The organism is Halobacillus trueperi (genome assembly GCF_003386945.1).
Lineage (GTDB): Bacteria > Bacillota > Bacilli > Bacillales > Halobacillaceae > Halobacillus > Halobacillus aidingensis.
This window is the reverse complement of sequence record NZ_QUAE01000022.1, coordinates 33369-51028: the sequence shown is the minus strand read 5'-3', so window position 1 is coordinate 51028 and position 17660 is coordinate 33369. Positions and strand designations below refer to the sequence as shown.

The following is a 17660-nucleotide window of genomic DNA, read 5'->3' as shown; positions in this document are numbered from 1 at the left end:
TGAGATTTCCCTTTGCTTTAAGCAAATAAGATCCCTCAGAGACGATGAGGTTGATAGGTCCGAGGTGGAAGCGTGGTGACACGTGGAGCTGACGGATACTAATGGATCGATGACTTATCTATCTGATGAAAATCATTCGTGAAAAGATTGTACTCTTTCAAACAAGATGTTTCCTTATCCAGTTTTGAGGGTTCACCTCAAACTTTATATTGATGTGGTGGTGAAGGCGAAGAGGTCACACCTGTTCCCATGCCGAACACAGCAGTTAAGCTCTTCAGCGCCGATGGTAGTCGGGTTTACCCCCGTGAGAGTAGGACGCCGCCACGTCATTTGGAAAACCTTCAGGATTGATTCCTGAAGGTTTTTTTGTACTTTAATATTAAAACTCATCCATTCTCTTCTGTTCCATGAAAATCTACTTTCTTTAAATTTAATGTATAAGGTTGATAGATTCGGAGATACTAAGTGTAAAGACGTAGTGATTAAAGGGAGGGGGAGAACGAGTGAGTCGTAAAGATCATTGCAGTATATGTGAAAAAGAAACAGAAAAGGGAATTTATCTATTAAGGGTTTTTATTTGTGAAGATTGTGAGGAAGAAATGATCGACACACCTGCCGATGACCCGAAGTATGATTACTTTGTGAAGCGTATGGCCAAAGCCCATCGGTCTATGATTCCGTCTTAATATAAATGAGCGTAGCAGCTATGAAGAAGAATACACATCCATCCTTGTATGTAGGATGGATTTTTTTATTGGCGCGGGAACCCGCATCTAGTTATCAACGTCAGACACTAGCACTAAAAGCTATGCGTCTTGGGGAAGGGCACCTATATCCAGGCGTGATATAAACATTCGTATCTACCAGGGACCCTGAGACTTTGTTCTATGCCGAAAGGGTGTATTGCTTGTCTGAGGCTATTTATGTAAGCTTGAACATGGAAGAAGGTGAATCATATGGATTCTACATATATACCGCTGTACGAAGCGCTTAAACGGAATATAGAACAAAACCCTTTATCTTTCCATGTGCCTGGCCACAAGTATGGAAAAGTGTTTGAGAAGCAGGCCTATGAAAAGTTTCAATCCATCCTGCAGTTGGATGCTACAGAAGTAGAAGGACTAGATGATCTGCATGCCCCCGGAGGTGTGATCCAAGAAGCTCAGCAGTTAGCGAGTGAATTTTTTCATAGTGATCATACCTTTTTCTTGATAAATGGCACGACGGTCGGCAATATGGCTATGATCTTATCTGTTTGTCATCCTGGGGACGAAATTATTGTGCAGAGAAATTGTCATAAGTCCGTACTGAATGCTCTCGAACTTTCGGGTGCATCTCCTGTATTTATCTCTCCAAGGTATGAAAGGGAAACAGGGCGACATAGTCACGTTTCTGCAGAGGATGTCGAGCAAGCTTTGAAGGACCACGCTGACAGTAAAGCCGTATTTTTGACTTACCCGGATTACTTCGGAAGGACGTATGATTTGAAAAAAATCGCAGAAGTCGTTCATCGCTACCGTGTACCCTTACTGATTGATGAGGCCCATGGGGTTCACTTTCAACTCGGACCCCCCTTCCCGCAGGCTGCCTTAACTGCAGGCGCAGATGGTGTGGCCCAGTCTGCGCACAAAATGGCTCCTGCGATGACCATGGCTTCGTTCCTTCACGTACAAGGAAACAGAATTGACCTGAACCGGGTCCGTCATTATTTGCAAATGCTGCAGTCGAGCAGTCCTTCCTATCCACTGATGGCGAGTTTAGATGTGGCAAGGGCTTATTTAGCTTCATGGAATGCCTCTGATAAGGAGTACCTATTTTCTTTCTTAGAACAAGTGAAGTCCTTGTTCAGGTCGTATAATTATTGGGATGTGAAAGCTACGGATGATCCGTTGAAGCTTACGTTGGAGGTTCTAAGCGGTACAGGGTTTGAATGGGCGGATGCCCTGGATGCCGTGGGAATCGTACCGGAACTTGCAACAACGAATCAAGTTTTACTCGTGTTTGGACTCGCTCCGAGTGTGGATTTGCTGCTATTGGAAGAACGGCTCAAGACCTTGGATTCCCAATTAAAAAAGCAAACAAACCGTGCTACAATAATAGAGAATCAAATCCAATTTCCAGCGATTCAAAAGCTGGAATACAGCTATTCGCTCATGCAAAGAATGGACGTGGTGAGAGTGGGTTGGCAGGAAGCTGCAGGGTATGTCGCAGCAGAAGCGATTATCCCCTATCCACCCGGCATTCCTTTAGTCATGAAGGGGGAGCGGTTGGATGAGCAACACATAGCTCAGGTGCATGCCTTGCTGGGTCAGGGTGCACGCTTTCAAAATACAGGTATGGAACAAGGCGTTCTTGTTTTTAAAGGAGAATAGATGTGAAAGGATTGTTTGTAACATTCGAAGGTGGCGATGGAGCTGGTAAATCCTCCATCCTGCTTGAGATTGGAAAAGAATTGAGAGAGCAAGGGTATTCCGTGCTGGAAACGAGAGAGCCTGGCGGGATCCGCATCGCAGAAAAGATAAGAGAAGTCATCCTTGATCCTTCTCACACAGAAATGGATGGTCGTACAGAAGCTCTGCTTTATGCAGCTGCGCGCAGGCAGCATCTCGTGGAAAAAGTCATACCAGCATTAAACGAAGGGAAAATTGTGCTTTGTGACCGGTTTGTGGATTCCAGTCTTGCCTATCAGGGAGTGGCCCGGGACCTGGGCATGGATGAAGTTTTTAAAATTAACGAATTCGCAATCGATGATCATATGCCGGACTTGACTTTGTTGTTTGATATCAAGCCTGAACGAGGGTTGGAGAGGATTGCTGCGAACCAGGGAAGAGAGAAAAACCGTCTTGACCTTGAACATATCGATTTTCACGAAAAAGTTTATGATGCCTACCAACGACTCGCTGCGCAAAGTAAGGACCGCATCAAGGTGATTGATGCTGATCAGCAGTTCGAGTCGGTCAAAAAAGATGCGTACCACGTTTTAAGTGGTCACTTGCCATCATAATTTCCAGCCATTTGTTATAATAGGAGAAAACACCCAACAGGAGGGTATGATTGCATGAAGATGATCATTGCGGTCGTTCAGGACAAGGATAGCAATCGTTTGACGGATGCCTTAGCGGAGAATGATTTTAAAACGACCAAACTATCAACGACAGGTGGATTTTTACGAGAAGGAAATACAACGTTCATGATCGGTTGTAATGATGATGAAGTGGATGATGCTTTAGATATTATTAAAGATAATTGCAGCCAGCGTGAACAGATGGTTGCACCGATTTCACCGATGGGGGGGAATGCGGACTCTTACATTCCAAAACCAGTAAAGGTCGAGGTAGGAGGAGCCACTGTATTTATTTTGCCGGTCGATTCCTTTTTTCAGTTTTAACTTAGAAGGGGTACAAGAATGAAGATCAATCAAGAGATACGGACACAGATGGATGCGGCAAAAAAACATTCCTCTCATCAGACGAACGGGAAGCCTAGTTTTGATGCGATGGTGCAGTCCCAATCACGGCAGCTTCAAGAAGCCCAATTAAACCGGCTGATGAATAGTATAACGGCACAGGGGGAACGGGTGGCAAGGGCTCGGTCCTTTCGTGATTTGGCTAAATATAAGCGTCTCATCAAAGAATTCATGAAAGAATCCGTTCAATATGGGATGAATCTGAAGCATTCTCACAGTTGGAATGCACATGGGCAGACCCGTAAGTTGACGATTGTAGAATCAGTCGATGAGAAGCTTTCTGAACTGACAGAGGCAGTCATGGATCAAGAAAAGCGTACGGTTGATCTGCTTGGGCTGATCGGTGAAATCAAAGGTTTGCTCATTAATTTATATACGTAAGGACGGAAGTAGTATGCAGACTTGGACACAAATGAAAGACATCCAGCCTCTAGCTGCACAAATGCTGATGAACAGTTTCAAAAAGGATCGGATTTCACATGCTTACTTATTTCAGGGGAATCGCGGAACCGGTAAACGGGAGATGAGCATCCTTTTTGCGAAAAGCATTTTTTGCAAAAACAGAGAAGGGGCGGAACCTTGCCAGAGTTGTCGGGACTGCCACCGAATCGATTCAGGGAACCATCCTGACTTACATTGGATAGAGCCTGAGGGGCAATCCATTAAAAAAGAACAAATTCTTCACTTGCAAAAAGAATTTACGTACACAGGTCTGGAGTCAAATCGGAAAGTCTATATCATCGTCGATGCAGAAAAAATGACGGCCAACGCTTCGAACCGGTTATTGAAATTTTTAGAGGAACCGAACCAGCAGACGACAGCGATGCTAATCACAGAGAGCGGCCCGACCATTCTTGATACCATCAGGTCCCGCTGTCAATTGCTCGCCTTTCAGCCTCTGAATCCCTTGCGTGTCCGGGAGAAACTGGTCGAAGAAGGTGTCTCTGAATCGAATGCGAGACTTTTGTCATCGTTAACGAATAACTTGACAGAAGCCCTCGAGATGAATGAAGATGAGTGGTTTGCGAATGTGCGAAAACTAGTGATACAATTAATTGAAGTGCTTCAAAATAAACCAAATGAAGGACTTTTGTTTATCAACCATCAGTGGATGCCTCATTTCAAAGAGCGAACGCAGCTGCAGCGTGGTCTGGATGTATTGATGCTCTGGTTCCAAGATGTGATCAACCAACTTTTGGACCGGGAAGAATCGATCATTTTTACGACAGAGAGAGAAAATTTGAACCAGGCAGCTATGCGTTGGTCACGTCAGTCAGCAGCGCGGAGCTTAACGGATATTCTTGAGGCGAAACGAAAGATAAATCAAAATGTCCATCCTAATTTAGTGATGGAACAACTTACCCTTCAACTACAGAGGTGATGATCGAATGATCGAAGTTGTAGGTGTCCGATTTAAGCAGGCGGGTAAGGTATATTATTTCGATCCGGGGGGACTGCGGATGACGACGGATGAATATGTCATCGTCGAAACCGTACGCGGGATCGAATTCGGAAAAGTTGTCATTGCTAATAAATCCATAGATGAAGAAGACGTTGTTTTACCTCTTAAAAAAGTCATCCGTATGGCAGATGATAAAGATAAAGTGACGGTGGATGAAAACAAAGACAACGCCGCAGAAGCTTACCGGGTTTGCGAAAAGAAAATCCGTGAACATAAATTGGACATGAATCTTGTGGATGTCGAATACACGTTTGATCGTAACAAAGTCATCTTCTACTTTACGGCTGATGGCCGTGTGGACTTCCGTACATTAGTCAAAGATCTTGCGTCTGTCTTCAAGACGAGGATCGAACTGCGCCAAATTGGTGTCAGGGATGAAGCGAAAATGCTCGGGGGGATCGGTCCATGTGGACGGATGCTTTGTTGCTCAACGTTTTTAGGTGATTTCGAACCTGTTTCTATAAAAATGGCCAAGGACCAGAACTTATCCTTGAACCCAGCGAAAATTTCTGGACTTTGCGGCCGCTTGATGTGTTGTCTCAAGTACGAAAATGATGATTACGAAAATGCGAAGAAAGAGCTTCCTGACCTCGGTGAAAGCATTGCGACTTCCTTTGGTAAAGGAAAAGTCGTCGGGCTTAATATGCTGGAGCGTATGGTGCAGATTGAATTCCGCGACAAAGAGCGCGTCCTTGAATACTCTCTGCAAGAGCTGATCGATGAAGGAGTTCTTCAAACCGAAGCCTCAGAATAAAGGGTGGAGTCGAGCGTGAAGAAGAAAGCCATATTTGAACAAGTATCCCATTTTGAAAGTCAAATCGGTGAGCTCTATGAACAGCTCGGCGATTTAAAAAAACAGCTGGCCTATCTCTTAGAAGAAAACCAGCATTTATCGCTTGAAAATCATCACTTGCGACAACGGTTAGAGAAAGAGAATGAAAAAGAACAATCTTCCTCAGGATCCAAACAGGACAAGGGTGCGGTCGTCGGGGAAGGCTATGATAACCTCGCGAGGTTATACGAAGAAGGCTTTCATATTTGTAATCTTCATTTTGGCAGCCCGAGAGACGAAGATTGTCTGTTTTGCTTATCTTTCTTGAACAAAAAGAAATAATTCCAGGTCCAAGCCTTTCCTTGCTCGTTCGAGGAAGGGCTCTCTTTATATCATGGCTGAGTTCGGTTGATTTTTTCATAAGAGAATTATTAAATAATCTGGCAGGATTGTGGAAGACTCAGTTTCGAGACTTTTGTTGAGTGGATGGGGGCTGCGGGGAATGGCTCGCTTTCCGCGGGAGCGCGGTGAGCCTCCTCGGACTTTGTCCTGCGGGGTCTCACCATGCACTTTTTTCCCGCAGGAGTCTCTCCATTCCCCTCCGCCCCTTTGCCATGTAATTGTCTCGAAACGATTTCTGGAAACGCTGCAAGCAAATATAATACTCTACCCAGTAGTCATTCCAAGTTCGAAAGCCTGATATAGAGCCCCTTATGCCTGCTTCTGAGGAGGGTGTGGAAGACGCACCATCTTAGTATAGGGGTTCGTTTCTCTTCCACATGGAATGGGGTTGTTGGGAAGCTGCGAGACTCCCGTGGGAGAAGGAGATAGACGAGATTCCGCAGGACGAAGTCCGAGGAAGCTCGGCGCTCCCCCACAGGAAAGCGAGTAGCTTCCCAACCACCCCTGCCTCCTAATACGGCTAACGAACCCCGGTTATCTTGAAACTGAGTCTTCCAGAATAGGGAGCTAATAGTGATAGAAAATAAAGCGAGAAATAGAAAGGAAAGCGGAAATGGTTCAATTATATGGAGATGAAAGAATTGACTTTTTATTAGCGAAAGAAAACATGCGGATTATACAAAGCCCGAGCGTATTCGCTTTTTCGTTGGATGCGGTGTTACTCGCTGATTTTACTTACGTACCAAAAACGCGCGGGAAAATCCTTGATTTATGTACAGGGAATGGGGTCGTCCCTCTTTTTCTTTCCACCCGCTCAAATGTTCCGATTACCGGGGTGGAAATTCAGGAGCGGCTCTATGACATGGCTCTCCGTAATATAGAGCTGAATGATCTCGGAGATCAACTTGATATGATTCATGGGGATTTGAAGGACATGCCCGGCCATTACGGCAATGACAAATTCGATCTTGTCACATGCAATCCTCCTTATTTTCCTACTCCAAAAGTGGATGAACAGAACTTGAATGAGCATTTGGCGATCGCCAGGCATGAAATCCATTGCAGTTTAGAAGACGTTGTAGAGTCTTGCAGCAGGCTTGCCAAGTCCGGGGGAAAAGTATCTATGGTTCATCGCCCTGAGCGCATGGTAGAAATTATTCAACTATTCAAGAAGTACAAGTTGGAACCGAAACGGATGCGGCTCGTATATCCGAAAGAAGGAAAAGAGGCGAACATTCTGCTGGTTGAAGGAGTCCGGGACGGAAAGCCAGGACTGAAATTTTCACCTCCGTTGTACGCCCTTACGAATGATGACGAATATACCCAGGAACTAAAGGAAATTCTTTATGGAGAATAGTCATTTCGTCTATATGCTCAAATGTAAAGATGGGACCCTTTATACCGGTTACACCAACAATTTGGAAGCTAGACTAGATAAGCATCAGAGAGGCAAAGGAGCCAAGTACACGAGAGGAAGGGGCCCACTAGTATTAGAAGCGTATGAGGTGTATGAAACGAAGTCAGAAGCCTTACAACAAGAATATCGGTTGAAACGGATGACAAGGAAAGAGAAAGAATACTGGATTGAACAAAGAAAGGAAGGGGTGAGCGTGGATGAATGTACAAAAAAGTTTCATGGATCATGAACAAGGGACGCTTTATATTGTCCCCACTCCCATTGGGAACCTGGAAGATATGACCTTCCGTGCCGTCCACACTTTAAAAGAAGTGGATATGATTGGCGCTGAGGATACGAGAAATTCTAGAAAATTGCTCAATCACTTTGAGATCTCTACAACACTTGTTAGTTACCATGAACATAATAAACATACGAAAGGGCCGGAGTTGATTGAGAGACTTCGCGCTGGTGAAAATATCGCCATCGTCAGTGATGCCGGCATGCCGGGAATATCAGATCCTGGAACAGACCTCGTCCAAAGAGCAGTGGAAGCAGATGTGCCAGTCGTTGTTCTACCTGGGGCGAATGCCGCCTTGCCTGCCCTCGCCGGATCAGGGCTTCCCACAGAAGGGTTTTATTTTCATGGGTTTCTTCCTAGGAAAAAGAAAGATCGCGCTGCCGTTTTAGAGCAGCTTCAATCCATTCAAGCTACTCTGATCTTTTATGAATCCCCTCACCGATTAAAAGAGATGTTGAGCCATGTCCATGAAGTGCTTGGGGATAGAAAGGCCTCGTTAGTCCGGGAACTGACGAAACGGTATGAAGAATATGTCCGTGGGGATTTGGGAGAATTAGTCGATTGGTCTCATACTGAACAAGTTCGTGGGGAATTTTGTGTAGTGATTGAAGGGGCCGACGATGTAGAACCTGCGGATGGCCAGTGGTGGGCCAGCTTATCGGTCGTCGATCACGTCGAGCACTATATCGAAAACGATGGAATGAGGAATAAAGAAGCGATCAAGCAGACGGCTTTAGACCGGAAGCTCCCGAAACGGGAGGTCTATCAGGCTTATCATGTAGAAGAAAAATAAAAAAAGCATCAAAAAACCCCTTACTGTCAGGCCTGTGAACAGTAAGGGGTTGCTTTAACATATGTCTTTTTTCTCTCTATTACCAGTCAATCGTCTCTTTTCTATTTATCTCTAAATCTAATTTATTTTAGGTTGTCTTGTAGTTCTGAAAGGAGCATTTGCGCGCCTTCCTTGCTTAGGACTAGGTTGCCGTTTGCCAGTTTCATATTTTCATCTGAAACTTCCCCTGTGACATGGCAAGTCATGTTGGGCTTATATTTTTTTAGAACGATGCGGTCATCGTCCACATAAATCTCCAACGCGTCCTTTTCGTTAATTCCTAGTGTGCGGCGAAGTTCGATCGGAATAACCACGCGACCGAGCTCGTCGACTTTACGTACAATACCTGTAGATTTCATATTTCTGTCTCCCCTCAATCAAAAGTTTAGCTGTCATGTTTCGACATATGTCTCGACAATATAGTACCAACCATTCCCAGACGTGTCAATTACTTAAAAAGGGATAAGAATTTCCAACTCCACATACTGGTGCAGGTATTGAAAATGGGTGAGTGTAGCGTTTCATCCAGGCCTCTTTCCAACTCAACCCATCCCTTTCATCCCATATCTGGTTGGTTTATCCAACCTGTCTATATACATTTTATTTTACCAGAGTATTTACAGATGTGAAATTATAATGTTTGGTTCTTTTGACAGTTTTACGTAAAATTCGGTATATTTTAATGTTAGGAATGGAAATAAAGGAGATAAATCGATAGAATGATACCATGACCTTTTATGACTTATGGTATGAAGATTTTGAGGAGGGAAAAGAATGCCTGAGGAAAACAAGACGTTTTATATAACGACACCTATTTATTACCCTAGTGGTAATTTGCATATTGGACATGCCTACACGACCGTAGCGGGTGATGCGATGGCACGCTACAAACGTTTGCGGGGCTATGATGTCATGTATTTGACCGGAACGGATGAGCATGGGCAGAAGATCCAGCGGAAGGCAGAGGAAAAAGGAGTGTCCCCACAAGCTTACGTTGATGATATTGTGAGCGGAATTAAGCAATTATGGGATAAACTCGATATTTCCTATGATGACTTCATTCGTACAACGCAGAATCGCCACAAAGTAGTGGTAGAGAAAATTTTCGATTACTTAATGAAAAAGGGCGACATTTATTTGGATGAGTACGAAGGTTGGTATTGTACTCCGTGTGAATCCTTTTTCACAGAGCGTCAGCTGGAAGACGGCCGCTGCCCGGATTGTGGCGGGGAAGTGGAAAAAGTAAAAGAAGAATCCTACTTTTTCAAGATGAGCAACTATGTGGATCAATTGCTTGAGTTCTACGAAAAGAACCCTACATTCATCCAGCCGGAAAGCCGTAAGAATGAAATGATCAACAACTTTATTAAGCCAGGCCTTGAAGACTTGGCGGTATCCCGGACCACATTCGATTGGGGAATTGGTGTACCAGGAAATGAAAAGCACGTCATTTACGTTTGGATCGATGCTTTGAGTAACTACATTTCAGCGCTCGGCTACGATAGTGATGATGATTCTAAATACCGAAAATACTGGCCGGCAGATGTCCAGCTTGTCGGGAAGGAAATTGTACGTTTCCATACGATCTATTGGCCGATCATGCTGATGGCTCTGGATCTTCCTTTACCGAAGCAGGTATTTGCCCACGGTTGGATTTTGATGAAAGATGGAAAAATGTCCAAATCCAAGGGAAACGTCGTGGACCCGGTCCAACTGAGCGATCGTTATGGTCTGGATGCGCTGCGTTACTACTTGCTTCGTGAAGTACCATTCGGTTCTGATGGGGTCTTTACACCAGAAGCATTCGTTGAGCGCACGAACTATGACCTTGCGAATGATCTGGGGAACCTGTTGAACCGTACGGTCGCGATGATCAGTAAATATTTCGATGGTGAAATTCCAGCACTGACACTAGGTGAAGATGAATTTGACCAAAGCCTTGAAAAACTTGCCCAAGAGACGAGAATATCTGTAGAAGATTCTCTCGAAAACATGGAGTTTTCTGTGGCTCTTGCAGATCTTTGGAAATTCGTCAGCCGTACGAATAAATATATTGATGAAACACAGCCTTGGGTGCTGGCTAAAGATGAAAACCAAAAAGAACGCCTTGGTAATGTGATGGCTCACCTGGCTGAATCTCTTCGGCAAATCGCCGTCATGCTTCAGCCGTTCTTGACGCAGACGCCTGAGCGCATCTTCCAGCAGCTTGGTGTCACAGCAGATGAGCATAAAGCATGGGAGAGCCTAAGCGAATTCGGCATCCTGCCAGCAGGAACGAAGGTTCAAAAAGACCAGCCGATTTTCCCGCGTCTCGATGCGGAAGAGGAAACTCAAATCATCAAAGACATGATGAAGAAATCAGCTCCTCAACAAGAAGAAAAGAAAGAGGAGAAGAAGGATCAAGCAGAAGAAGTAACGATCGATGATTTCATGAAGCTTGATTTCCGTGTCGCCGAAGTCACGAAAGTCGACAAGGTGAAAAAAGCAGATAAGCTGCTGAAAATCCAACTTGATCTCGGATATGAGCAGCGCCAAGTTGTTTCTGGGATCGCTGAACATTACACACCGGAAGATCTTGTGGGAAGAAAGGTCATTTGTGTAGCCAACTTGAAGCCGGTCAAACTCCGTGGCGAATTGTCTGAAGGGATGATTCTTGCGGGTGAAGATGACAATGGCCTATCTTTAGCATCCGTGGACCAGACGTTGAAGAATGGTACGAAAGTGAAATAACATGCCAACAAAAAGGGAAAGCTCTCCATAGTGCTTTCCCTTTTTTTACATGACGATTATTTGATGAAGGTGGGAGAATGAATGTTGTTTGATACGCACGTCCACTTGAATGCAGATCAGTTCGAGGAGGACTTGGAAGAAACGATTGAAAGGGCTCAAGAAGCTGGTGTTCAGTATATGACCGTTGTAGGCTTTGACAGGAAAACGATCCCGAAAGCGATGGACATTGCCGAGCGGTATGAAAACATTTATGCCGCTGTAGGCTGGCATCCGGTTGATGCTATTGATATGACGGATGAGGACCTACAATGGATCGAGGAATTGTCACAACACCCTAAAGTCGTCGCGATCGGGGAAATGGGACTGGATTACCATTGGGATAAATCACCGAAAGACGTCCAAAAAGAAGTGTTCCGTAAACAGATCCGTTTGGCAAGGAAAGTGAAGATGCCTATTGTCATCCACAATCGTGAGGCGACCGATGATATCGTTGAAATTCTTAAGGAAGAGAATGCGGCGGAAGTCGGCGGCATCATGCACTGTTACAGTGGGCCTGTCGAAACGGCGCAGGAATGCATCGATATGAACTTTATGATTTCCTTAGGAGGTCCTGTCACTTTTAAAAATGCAAAATTACCGAAAGAAGTGGCCAAAGCGGTGGACCTTGAGCATTTGTTAGTAGAAACAGACTCCCCTTTCCTTGCTCCGCATCCGAACCGCGGGAAGCGAAATGAACCTGCATATGTGAAGCTCGTTGCGGAACAAATCGCTGAATTGAAGGGGATTTCCTATCAAGAGGTCAGCGAAACCACGACCTCGAATGCCCTCGAATTCTTTGGAATCCAGTCGCAATAAAGGGGACCTTGGAAGGTATATTACAAAACTCATCCAATTGTATGGGAACTGTAACATGTTTGTTATGTTAATCGTCTAGGTATAATAGCATAATAGAGGAGTCAGTGATAGTCATGCTGACTCCTCTGTTTTTGTTTAAAGGAGATCCATTTGACATGAGTTTGTCACTTGACTACAATAAAACGCGTGCTTTAGAAAGGAGGCCAAAGGATGAAAATAGGAAACCTGTTAAAATCAGCCATTAGTCACATGATGGTATGGGCAACTGTGATTGCCGTCCTATGCATCGCCTTTTTAGTAACCGTTTCGTATGAAGCTACTAAAGCTTCTGTGCAAGTGACACAAAATGGGCAGAAAGAACTGATACGCACTCATGCTGATACTATCGATGAATTATTATCAGAGCTCGATGTCACTGTGCAACAACATGATGAATTATCGCATAACTTATCCGATCCGGTTGAATATGGAATGGATGTCACGTACATAGCATCTAAGTCTATCAATCTAGCCATCGATCGTAACCATACAGAAGAATACTATACAACAGCCTCGACGGTGGAGGAATTCTTTGAGCAGGAGGGTCTGGAGTTCAACAAGCGGGATGAAGTTTCCCATAATCCTGATGCTCTCATTAAAGAAGGCATGGACATCGAAGTCCAGCAGGCCTTCCAAGTGATCGTCAATGATGGCGGGGAATCCGGAAAAATCTGGACGACCGCATCCACGGTTGACGAATTGCTTCAAGAAGAGGGAATCACCCTGAACGAACTGGATGAGTTGAATCTAAGTGAAGAAGAAGAGCTCTCCTCTGATAAAAAGGTCATGATTACTAGAGTTGAAAAAGTGACCGACATTGTGGAAGAGGAAGTGGACTTCACAGTGAAAACAAAGAAGGACGACTCCCTTCCAAAAGGGGAAAAGAAAGTCGTTTCCAGTGGTGAAAAAGGGTTGATTACGAAGGAATACGAAGTGATTTTGAAAAACGGCGAGGAAGCAAGCCGTGAACTGATCAAAGAAACGGTGGAACAAGAGAGTAAGACAGAAGTGGTTGCTCTTGGAACGAAAGTAGAGAAAAAAGCGACAGCTGCTGCTTCAAGTTCATCCAACTCGTCTAGCTCTTCCCGTTCTACTTCCAGTCAAGCTTCTACGACGGTTTCGCGTAACGATACAAGTGAAGCGAAGACTTTATATATGCATGCCACGGCCTACACCGCTAATTGTGCAGGATGTTCCGGTATTACAGCTACAGGCATCAACTTGAAAGCGAATCCTAACCAAAAAGTCATAGCGGTCGACCCGAGCGTTATTCCACTTGGAAGTCGCGTCTGGGTAGAGGGATATGGGTATGCCGTTGCCGGAGACACAGGCGGAGCCATAAACGGAAACCGAATCGATCTATTCGTTCCTTCCAGGAGTGAAGCTCTTAAATTCGGGTCTCGTAATGTAAAAGTTAAAATATTAGATTAATGGAGATAGCAGAGGAATCGTTCCTCTGCTTTTTTCCGTGTATAGACTCATGGTATGCTATGGAAAGATGATGAAGGGAACGCAACAGGAGGAAAGACAGTGAAAATTAAAGAAGTGATTGTCGTGGAAGGGAAAGATGATACCGCCCGAATTAAATCGGCCGTGGATGCAGATACCATTGAAACGAATGGCTCTGCGATTGATGAGAGCGTTCTTGAGCAAATCCAACATGCACAGGATAAAAGAGGGGTCATCATTTTTACTGATCCCGATTACCCCGGAGAACGGATCAGGCATATCGTAAGCCAACACATTCCTGCGTGCAAGCATGCCTTTTTACCAAAACATCGTGCGCGTGCGAAGCATGATAAGGGAATCGGGATTGAGCATGCGACGATTGCTGATATCCAGGAGGCACTTTCTGCGGTTTATGAATTAGTGGATATCCAAGAAGGCGAAATAGCAAAAGCTGATCTCGTCAACTACGGGCTCATCGGAGGGCCAAAAGCTGCCAAGCGCCGGGAAAAATTGGGACTCGCCCTCAGAATAGGCAAGACGAACGGAAAACAGTTGCTGAAGCGATTGAATATGTTCCACATTACATCCCACCAGCTAAATGAAGTGATGGATCAGATCATACAGGAGGAAAGAGATGAACAGTAAAGCAGTAGCCACACCGACAAGAACGAAAGAAATTTTACAGACCTACGGGTTCTCATTTAAGAAAAGCTTGGGGCAGAACTTCTTAATTGATGTCAATATCTTAAAAAATATCATTGCAGAGGCGGGAATCGACCGTTCAGCGAATGCGATAGAGATTGGACCAGGAATCGGGGCTTTAACAGAGCAGCTGGCTCAGCACGCTGACCGTGTGGTTGCCTTTGAAATCGACCAGCGCCTCCTTCCGATTTTGGAAGAAACCCTTGGGAGCTACGACAATGTCGAAGTCATCAACCAGGATATTCTCAAAGCGGATGTCGCGCGTGTCATCGCTGACCATTTCAAACCTGGTCAACCGGTTCGTGTCGTAGCTAACCTTCCTTATTATATTACGACGCCTATTCTGATGAAACTTCTGATGGACCAATTACCTATCGACAGCATTACGGTCATGATCCAGAAAGAAGTGGCGGATCGTATGGCTGCTGAACCGAATACAAAAAGTTATGGTTCCCTTTCCATTGCCGTCCAGTATTATACAGAAGCAAGTGTCGTCTTGAATGTACCTAAGACCGTCTTTATGCCCCAACCAAACGTTGATTCTTCCGTTCTGCATTTAGAAATGAGGGAGAAACCACCCGTGGAGGTAGAGGATGAAGAGTTCTTCTTCGACGTCGTAAAAGCGACGTTCGGTCAACGCAGAAAAACGTTAATGAACAACCTAGCCCGTCATTTTAAAGGGGAAATGGATAAGGAAGAGCTCAGAAGCCGGCTGGAAAAGATCAATATCGAACCATCTCGGCGTGGGGAATCTTTGTCGATGAAGGAATTTGCTGACCTGGCCAACGTTTTATATAAGTAGCGGTAAAGAGACACAAAGCCCATGCTCACACATACACTACAGTAGTGTATAGAGTGAGGTGGGGAAGTGATGATATCAAGTGGAGACCTTGTAACACGGAAATCCTATCAGCACGACATCATTTTTCGAGTAAAGTCAGAGAAGGGACCGCTCTTAAAATTGATGGGCGAGCATGTACGACTCGAGGCCGACGCCCCTCTCGATGATCTTGAAAAAGTAACCGGAGCTGAGTATCACCGTAGAAAAAGTGAAGTCGATGAGAAAGAAGCCTATTCCTACCGATTGTTTCGTCAGGATTACAGGCTCCTCAAAGAAAAAAGAGAAGCAGAAGCGGGGAGCGGGTATGCAGAAAAGAAAGAAACCAATTACTTTCAAATACCACCCCGCATTCTTCATATAGATGGAGATCCATTGTTTTTGAAGAAATGTATTGCTTTATATGAACAACTTGGTTTGCAAGTCCATGGGCAATACCTTCATGAAAAAGAAATGCCGAACCAAGTCCTTTCTCTAATCGAAAAAGTGCACCCGGAAATTGTCGTTTTGACGGGACACGACTCTTACTCCAAAGCGAAAGGAACTGTCAGGGAGTTAGAGTCCTATCGCCATTCCAAATACTTTGTAGAAGCTGTCCGGAACATAAGGAGGAAATATCCGAACTTCGATCAAATGGTCGTCTTTGCGGGTGCCTGCCAATCCCATTTTGAGTCAATCATACGGGCAGGAGCGAACTTTGCGAGCTCCCCCGCCCGAGTTAACATTCACGCCATCGACCCGGTCTACGTCGCTGCTCGTGTGGCGTACACTTCGTTTATGGACCATATTAATATATGGGAAGTCATTCGTAATACCATCAGCGGAGAAGATGGCCTTGGCGGGATTGAAACCAAAGGATTGCTCCGGATCGGTATGCCCTACACTGAAAACCAAACAGAAGAGACTGAAGAACCATAAAAAAGCCGTCATCTCCCCATGACGGCTTTTTTATATTCATCTTCAACTAACTGGCAGGATTGTGGAAGACTTGATTTCGAGATGTTTCCGCGGTTCGTTGCTTGGTTAAGCGTCAGGGGTGGTTGGGAAGCCACTCGCTTTCCTGTGGGGGAGCGCCGAGCTTCCTCGGACTGCGTCCTGCGGGATCTCGCCTATCTCCTTCTCCCACGGGAGTCTCGCAGCTTCCCAACCACCCCATTTGTTTATAGGTGAGAAACGAACCCCACTCTCGCATGAAGCGTCATGCACACCTACTGCTTTCTAGTTGAAAATAGCTTTATGGCAAGCTTTAGTACGAATGACTGCCAGTATTAAAAGTGGGATCCAGGTACTTCCATTACAATAGAAAGTTACCTATTCCTGAAGGTGTTTCGAGACGCTTATTGGGCCAAAGGGCGGAGGGAAATGGTGAGACTCCTATGGGACGTGTGGGAAAGGTGAGACCCCGGAAGGCGTAGCCTGAGGAGGCTCACCGCCCGCCCCATGGAAAGCGAACTGTTTCCCGGAGCCCTAAACTCCAACAAAGATCTCGAAACTGAGTCTTCCACCATCGGGAGCTTTAGTGAAAGAGGTATATGTACGGGATTTGAAAACATGAAAAAAGGTTACATACTTTTCCTTGAAATGGATAAGCTAACCAGGACCGATTATTTATATCATTCTGTTGCATTGTGAATGCTCAGTTGGTATAATTAATAATTTTATTTGACTTTGTCCCAAGTCTGTGATAAACTAATTTACAGTGAGGTGGAGTGCAGTGGCTAAAACGTTAGTAGAAATCAAGCAATCCCTTGAAGGGCAAATTGGTAAACGCCTAACTTTGAAAGCAAACGGCGGACGCCGTAAAACAATCGAGCGATCCGGTGTATTGGCAGAGACATATCCTGCTGTTTTCATTGTAGAGCTTGATCAAGAAGAAAATGCTTTTGAACGTGTATCTTACAGCTATGCAGATGTACTTACAGAGACAGTCGAATTGAACTTCGACGACCTACAGACTATGGCACTTGAGCAGTGAACCAACCGTTTGCTGCTTTTTTTATTTTGTCTGCAAAATGGAATATCATTCACAAAGATAAAGAAGGAATCATTACCATCCTTACATACAACTCCCTTGCTTGTCCGTTACATGTTCCGCACATACTAACATTGTCGTAGCTGAGTGAAAGCGAAAGGAGCTGAAGACGATGGGACGTAAGCGTAGCATGATGTCCGATTCGTTGAAAGAAGAGATCGCGAAAGAACTTGGGTTTTACGACAAGGTAGAAAAAGACGGATGGGGCGGCATTTCTGGGCGGGATGCCGGCAATATGGTAAAACGAGCAATTCAAATGGCAGAAGAACAAATGGTGAACAACCAACAGTAAGCTTTTCCCCTGGCGCTTGATGCTCCAGGGGCTTTTTCCTTTCTCGTGCCCCTCACCAACCCATCAAGTATGGTACAATGCTTTCAGAATCA

Annotated in this window: 20 protein-coding genes and 2 rRNA genes; 21 read left to right on the top strand and 1 reads right to left on the bottom strand. The window is 44.9% G+C overall.

From position 1 onward, the window contains the following. The 13 genes from DYE48_RS18015 to rsmI form a co-directional block, all read left to right on the top strand. A 23S ribosomal RNA gene (locus tag DYE48_RS18015) occupies positions 1-122 on the top strand; the annotation flags it as partial. Between the two features lie 91 nt (positions 123-213). Beyond that, a 5S ribosomal RNA gene (gene rrf, locus DYE48_RS18010) occupies positions 214-327 on the top strand. A 176-nt stretch (positions 328-503) separates the two neighbouring features. Further along, a complete protein-coding gene (locus DYE48_RS18005) occupies positions 504-686 on the top strand; it encodes a sigma factor G inhibitor Gin (protein WP_089654619.1) in 183 nt (60 codons plus the stop codon). 270 nt (positions 687-956) lie between these two features. Beyond that, a complete protein-coding gene (locus DYE48_RS18000) occupies positions 957-2372 on the top strand; it encodes an aminotransferase class I/II-fold pyridoxal phosphate-dependent enzyme (RefSeq protein WP_115824787.1) in 1416 nt (471 codons plus the stop codon). Positions 2373-2374: 2 nt separating this feature from the next. Then, complete coding sequence (tmk, locus tag DYE48_RS17995) at positions 2375-3004, top strand: dTMP kinase (RefSeq protein ID WP_115824786.1); 630 nt, start codon at positions 2375-2377, stop codon at positions 3002-3004. Positions 3005-3058: 54 nt separating this feature from the next. Further along, positions 3059-3388 carry a cyclic-di-AMP receptor gene (locus DYE48_RS17990; RefSeq protein ID WP_089654616.1) on the top strand — a complete coding sequence of 110 codons (330 nt, stop codon included), beginning with the start codon at positions 3059-3061 and terminating at the stop codon, positions 3386-3388. 18 nt (positions 3389-3406) lie between these two features. After that, positions 3407-3847, top strand: a complete 441-nt coding sequence (locus DYE48_RS17985) for a YaaR family protein (protein WP_089654615.1) — start codon at positions 3407-3409, stop codon at positions 3845-3847. Between the two features lie 13 nt (positions 3848-3860). Then, positions 3861-4847, top strand: coding sequence for a DNA polymerase III subunit delta' (gene holB, locus DYE48_RS17980; RefSeq protein WP_115824785.1), 987 nt, complete (start codon positions 3861-3863; stop codon positions 4845-4847). Positions 4848-4854: 7 nt separating this feature from the next. Then, positions 4855-5682 carry a PSP1 domain-containing protein gene (locus tag DYE48_RS17975; protein ID WP_115824784.1) on the top strand — a complete coding sequence of 276 codons (828 nt, stop codon included), beginning with the start codon at positions 4855-4857 and terminating at the stop codon, positions 5680-5682. 15 nt (positions 5683-5697) lie between these two features. Then, positions 5698-6042, top strand: coding sequence for a DNA replication initiation control protein YabA (gene yabA / locus DYE48_RS17970; protein ID WP_115824783.1), 345 nt, complete (start codon positions 5698-5700; stop codon positions 6040-6042). A 673-nt stretch (positions 6043-6715) separates the two neighbouring features. Continuing rightward, positions 6716-7459: a tRNA1(Val) (adenine(37)-N6)-methyltransferase gene (locus DYE48_RS17965; protein ID WP_115824782.1), complete on the top strand. Its 744-nt coding sequence runs from the start codon at positions 6716-6718 to the stop codon at positions 7457-7459. Then, positions 7449-7748: a GIY-YIG nuclease family protein gene (locus DYE48_RS17960; protein WP_115824781.1), complete on the top strand. Its 300-nt coding sequence runs from the start codon at positions 7449-7451 to the stop codon at positions 7746-7748. The genes DYE48_RS17965 and DYE48_RS17960 overlap by 11 nt, the downstream gene beginning before the upstream one ends. Further along, positions 7717-8592 (top strand): 16S rRNA (cytidine(1402)-2'-O)-methyltransferase, encoded by an 876-nt coding sequence (rsmI, locus tag DYE48_RS17955; RefSeq protein WP_115824780.1) that lies wholly within the window; start codon positions 7717-7719, stop codon positions 8590-8592. The genes DYE48_RS17960 and rsmI overlap by 32 nt, the downstream gene beginning before the upstream one ends. A gap of 122 nt (positions 8593-8714) precedes the next feature. Here rsmI and DYE48_RS17950 read toward each other — a convergent pair whose 3' ends face one another. Beyond that, a complete protein-coding gene (locus DYE48_RS17950; RefSeq protein ID WP_075038313.1) occupies positions 8715-8990 on the bottom strand; it encodes an AbrB/MazE/SpoVT family DNA-binding domain-containing protein in 276 nt (91 codons plus the stop codon). Between the two features lie 415 nt (positions 8991-9405). Here DYE48_RS17950 and metG point away from each other — a divergent pair, with 415 nt between their 5' ends. The 8 genes from metG to DYE48_RS17905 all read left to right on the top strand — a co-directional run bounded on the left by metG (position 9406) and on the right by DYE48_RS17905 (position 17568). Beyond that, entirely contained in the window at positions 9406-11361 is a 1956-nt protein-coding gene (metG, locus tag DYE48_RS17945) for a methionine--tRNA ligase (protein WP_115824779.1), read from the top strand. A gap of 81 nt (positions 11362-11442) precedes the next feature. Beyond that, positions 11443-12216, top strand: a complete 774-nt coding sequence (locus DYE48_RS17940) for a TatD family hydrolase (protein ID WP_115824778.1) — start codon at positions 11443-11445, stop codon at positions 12214-12216. A gap of 210 nt (positions 12217-12426) precedes the next feature. Continuing rightward, complete coding sequence (locus DYE48_RS17935) at positions 12427-13686, top strand: G5 and 3D domain-containing protein (RefSeq protein ID WP_115824777.1); 1260 nt, start codon at positions 12427-12429, stop codon at positions 13684-13686. A 99-nt stretch (positions 13687-13785) separates the two neighbouring features. Then, positions 13786-14349: a ribonuclease M5 gene (gene rnmV, locus DYE48_RS17930; RefSeq protein WP_089654605.1), complete on the top strand. Its 564-nt coding sequence runs from the start codon at positions 13786-13788 to the stop codon at positions 14347-14349. Continuing rightward, positions 14339-15208 (top strand): 16S rRNA (adenine(1518)-N(6)/adenine(1519)-N(6))-dimethyltransferase RsmA, encoded by an 870-nt coding sequence (gene rsmA, locus DYE48_RS17925; RefSeq protein WP_089654604.1) that lies wholly within the window; start codon positions 14339-14341, stop codon positions 15206-15208. Before rnmV ends, rsmA begins: the two co-directional genes overlap by 11 nt. A 69-nt stretch (positions 15209-15277) precedes the next feature. Then, complete coding sequence (gene yabG, locus DYE48_RS17920) at positions 15278-16162, top strand: sporulation peptidase YabG (RefSeq protein ID WP_208599195.1); 885 nt, start codon at positions 15278-15280, stop codon at positions 16160-16162. 796 nt (positions 16163-16958) lie between these two features. Further along, complete coding sequence (gene veg, locus DYE48_RS17910; RefSeq protein ID WP_035511778.1) at positions 16959-17219, top strand: biofilm formation stimulator Veg; 261 nt, start codon at positions 16959-16961, stop codon at positions 17217-17219. A gap of 169 nt (positions 17220-17388) precedes the next feature. Next, positions 17389-17568, top strand: a complete 180-nt coding sequence (locus DYE48_RS17905; RefSeq protein ID WP_089654602.1) for a small, acid-soluble spore protein, alpha/beta type — start codon at positions 17389-17391, stop codon at positions 17566-17568. Positions 17569-17660: the final 92 nt, after the last annotated feature.

Bases quoted from the DNA above. Each gene is read 5' to 3' on its own strand.
- DYE48_RS17975 (WP_115824784.1), top strand. From the start codon at position 4,855: ATGATCGAAGTTGTAGGTGTCCGATTTAAGCAGGCGGGTAAGGTATAT.
- DYE48_RS17950 (WP_075038313.1), bottom strand. From the start codon at position 8,990: ATGAAATCTACAGGTATTGTACGTAAAGTCGACGAGCTCGGTCGCGTG.
- holB (WP_115824785.1), top strand. From the start codon at position 3,861: ATGCAGACTTGGACACAAATGAAAGACATCCAGCCTCTAGCTGCACAA.
- metG (WP_115824779.1), top strand. From the start codon at position 9,406: ATGCCTGAGGAAAACAAGACGTTTTATATAACGACACCTATTTATTAC.
- DYE48_RS17985 (WP_089654615.1), top strand. From the start codon at position 3,407: ATGAAGATCAATCAAGAGATACGGACACAGATGGATGCGGCAAAAAAA.
- DYE48_RS17965 (WP_115824782.1), top strand. From the start codon at position 6,716: ATGGTTCAATTATATGGAGATGAAAGAATTGACTTTTTATTAGCGAAA.
- DYE48_RS17990 (WP_089654616.1), top strand. From the start codon at position 3,059: ATGAAGATGATCATTGCGGTCGTTCAGGACAAGGATAGCAATCGTTTG.
- DYE48_RS18000 (WP_115824787.1), top strand. From the start codon at position 957: ATGGATTCTACATATATACCGCTGTACGAAGCGCTTAAACGGAATATA.
- rsmA (WP_089654604.1), top strand. From the start codon at position 14,339: ATGAACAGTAAAGCAGTAGCCACACCGACAAGAACGAAAGAAATTTTA.
- yabG (WP_208599195.1), top strand. From the start codon at position 15,278: ATGATATCAAGTGGAGACCTTGTAACACGGAAATCCTATCAGCACGAC.
- DYE48_RS17960 (WP_115824781.1), top strand. From the start codon at position 7,449: ATGGAGAATAGTCATTTCGTCTATATGCTCAAATGTAAAGATGGGACC.
- DYE48_RS17905 (WP_089654602.1), top strand. From the start codon at position 17,389: ATGGGACGTAAGCGTAGCATGATGTCCGATTCGTTGAAAGAAGAGATC.
- DYE48_RS17940 (WP_115824778.1), top strand. From the start codon at position 11,443: ATGTTGTTTGATACGCACGTCCACTTGAATGCAGATCAGTTCGAGGAG.
- rsmI (WP_115824780.1), top strand. From the start codon at position 7,717: ATGAATGTACAAAAAAGTTTCATGGATCATGAACAAGGGACGCTTTAT.
- DYE48_RS17935 (WP_115824777.1), top strand. From the start codon at position 12,427: ATGAAAATAGGAAACCTGTTAAAATCAGCCATTAGTCACATGATGGTA.